4 protein-coding genes are annotated in these 3,253 nt (G+C 62.9%); all 4 read right to left on the reverse strand.

Features of this window, described 5'->3' with window-relative positions:
- Positions 1-597: DUF3667 domain-containing protein (locus tag OB03_RS09370; protein WP_461343959.1), on the reverse strand; the 597-nt coding region annotated here is incomplete at its 3' end.
- 280 nt (positions 598-877) lie between these two features.
- Positions 878-1,435, reverse strand: coding sequence for a peptidoglycan-associated lipoprotein Pal (pal, locus tag OB03_RS09375; RefSeq protein ID WP_461343960.1), 558 nt, complete (start codon positions 1,433-1,435; stop codon positions 878-880).
- 145 nt (positions 1,436-1,580) lie between these two features.
- Positions 1,581-2,945, reverse strand: coding sequence for a Tol-Pal system beta propeller repeat protein TolB (gene tolB, locus OB03_RS09380; protein WP_242915011.1), 1,365 nt, complete (start codon positions 2,943-2,945; stop codon positions 1,581-1,583).
- Between the two features lie 77 nt (positions 2,946-3,022).
- Positions 3,023-3,253: hypothetical protein (locus OB03_RS09385; RefSeq protein ID WP_461343961.1), on the reverse strand; the 231-nt coding region annotated here is incomplete at its 5' end.

Consider the following 3,253-nt stretch of genomic DNA (forward strand, 5'->3'; position numbering starts at 1 on the left):
CATCAGGTCAGGGTTTTTCAGCTTCTTGCCGATCTTGGCCATCGCGCCATGGCCATCGCTTTGCCAGTTTAGGTCTGCCACCTGAGCCTGCCAGCTGCCGGGCTCCAGCCCGTCAGAGCGAGCCTTGCCGGGCACAGGAAGCTTGCCCTCGGCCTTGGCGGTTTCATAGGCAGTGACACGGGCTTTCAGGGCGGCGTGAGTACCGGCCAGCGCCCCCTTCTGGGTACCCAATGCGATCTTGTCGGCCCCCTTGGCCTGCGCAAATGCGACGTCGAGGGCAGCGACCTCTTTGTCCATTTCCGCAAGTTCGGCCTTCAGAGCATCCACATCGGTCTGGGACATGCTGGCCACATCGATGTTGCTGCCGATGTTCACCTTGGGCGGCGAGGCCATGCTGAGGCCGAAGAAGATGATGAAGAGGGTGAACAGGAAGATCGCCAGCGGCGACACATACCGGCTGCGTTTGCCCTGACACCATTCGCGCGTCAGCTTGCCCGGATTGACCAGGAGCAGCGGCAGGGTCCGCCAGATACGCCCGTCAAAGTGCATGACCCCGTGCAGCAGTTCATGCCCCAGATGCACCAGCGTGCGGTGCACGTGTGCGGGCTGTCCGCACTCCGAACAATACCGGCCCGTCAGCGGCGTTCCGCAGTCGGCACAGTTGTGTGAATGCTGCCCGGCATGCCCTCTTTCGGGGTCGATAGCGTGAGCAGCCATCCCCCCGGCCAATGCGCCCTCGGCGGCGCCAATCGCGTCGATTTCCAAGTTATTCCCCTCTTGGACAACCAGCCGACAGTGCCGCCTCGTCCCTCAAATTGAAAGAGGCACCGGCTGTCGAGCCGGTGCCTCCTGATCGTTTAACCCAGAGGGTCAGACCTTAGCGCGCGCCCGAGGCAATCGCGGTGCGGGCGTTACGGTTCTGGGCCCAGGCCGACTCGTTCGAGCCTTCTGCGATCGGGCGTTCCTTGCCGAACGAGATGGTGTCGATGCGGTTGGCCGGAATGCCACGCGAGATCAGGTAGTTGCGAACCGATTCAGCGCGGCGGGCACCCAGTGCGAGGTTGTATTCGCGGGTGCCGCGTTCGTCGGCGTTGCCTTCGATGCGGATAGTGATTTGCGGGTAACGCTGCAGCCAGGCGGCCTGAGCGGCCAGGCGCATACCGGCTTCGGCGTTCACTTCGTAGGAATCCAGATCGAAGTAGATGCGGTCGCCAACGTTGATGACGAAGTCCTGCTCCGAACCCGGAACAGCGGCACCCATGCCCGAACCGTCAACCGGACCGGTCGGCGAGGTCGGATAGGCCGGACCCGTCGGTTGGGTTTGCACCGGACCGGTCGGGGTGGCGGTGTCAACCTTCGGCTTCGGCGTACAGGCGACGACCGAAATAGCAAGGGCGCTGACAGCGATCAGTTTGGACAGCGAGGCTTTGTTCATGCTCGACTCCTGAATTGAGGGACCGCTGATGGCGATCCAAGCTTAGCTTTAATAGAGGCAGTAGCTACACCGGCTCCCCTTTGCGTTCCAGCAACGCTATGTGCTGATAACGCAGGAGTGAAGCCATTGATCCGGACTGCGAAACTTACGACGCAGCGCAGGAATCGGGACCCTGATTGATACCGAGGTTGGCAGGCGGTGCATCCAGAAGGCCCGACCATGCCGGCGAGGAGCCACGCTCTTGGTAACCGGCTTGCGCAACGACACGGCCCGACAGGTCCACGGTCCACAGACGGGTGTCACCGCCCGGGGACTGACGCGCGAACATCACATACCGACCGTTCGGAGCCCACGACGGGCCTTCTTCCAGATAGGACGACGACAGGCTGCGCTCGCCCGTACCGTCAGGCTTCATCACGCCCGTGTGGAAGCGGCCGCCAGCCTGTTTGGTGAAGGCGATCAAATCGCCGCGCGGCGACCATGCAGGCGCGGTATAGATGCCGCCGCCACGGCTGATCGGACGCTGACCCGAGCCGTCGGCGCGCATGGTGTAGAGACGTGCCGAGCCCGAGCGGTCGGAGGTAAAGACGATCTGCGAGCCGTCAGGGCTGAACGACGGCGAGGTATCGATGCCCGGATCGCTGGTCAGACGCGACAGCTGGCGGGTGCGCAGGTTCATCACATAGATGTCGGTGTTGCCGTTGCGAATGATGGAGAAGGCCATCTTCGAGCCGTCATTCGAGAAGCGCGGAGCCAGCACCTGACCTTCGAACTCGCCCATGCTTTCGCGGCGGCCGGTCGCAAGGTTATACAGGTAGATACGGCTGTAATCCTTGCCGAGCGCCACATAGGTGACCTCGTCCGGATTATGCATCGAGAAACGCGGCGACATGATCACCTCGTCGCCCTGCGTCAGGAAGACGGGGTTGTAGCCGTCCTGATCGACGATGGTCAGGCGGCTGCGGCGGTTGGTCTGGCTCCCGCTTTCAGCAACGAACAGGACGCGGCTGTCGAAGAAGCCCGGCTCGCCGGTCAGGCGCTGATAGACAACGTCCGAGATCTTGTGCGCAATACGGCGCCATTGCTCGGCGGTTGCCGTGAACTGATAGCTCACCAGTTGGCACTGGCGGTACGGGTCATACAGGCGGAAGCCCACATCCACGCGGCCATCGGCCCGCTGGGTCACACCGCCGTAAAGCACCGCCTGTGCCCCAATCGACGTCCACTGCGGGAAGTTCGGCGCATTGGCCAGCGTCAGACCCGTCTCAACAAAGCTGGCCGGATTGAGCGGATCAAAGAAACCCGAACGCTTCAGATTGCCGCTGATGACCTGCGAAATCTGCGAGCCGTTGGCTCCGGTAAACGGAACAACCGCGATCTGTAGGGGGCGCAGCACGCCCTGATCGATCTCGACCTCGATGGGGCCATTCGTCGGAGCCTGCTGCTGGGCGGCGGCGGGCATAGCCATCACCAGCGCGGCCGTCGTGGCTAGAACGAGCTTCAATCGCATGATGGAACTCCCTTTATCGATTCGTCAGTCTAAGAATGGGCCTTTGCGGTAACGCGCGGTCAAGCCGGAAGGCTGCCCTAGCGGTTGGCACAAGCCCTTTCAGGGTTGAACGTCGGGCGGAACAGCCCCCCGTCGAAATTGGACGGCACGTCGAACGGCGCGGCCTGACGCAGTGCCCGCAGGGCACCGTCGGCGGTCGCGCGATAGACGTTGGAATTCTGCGGGTTCACCAGCGTCGGTCCACGCGTGATGCGCCCGTCAGCCGACAAGGTGAGCTCGACCTGAATCCGAAGCGCGGTCGCACCGGG

The organism is Brevundimonas sp. GN22 (assembly GCF_054824005.1).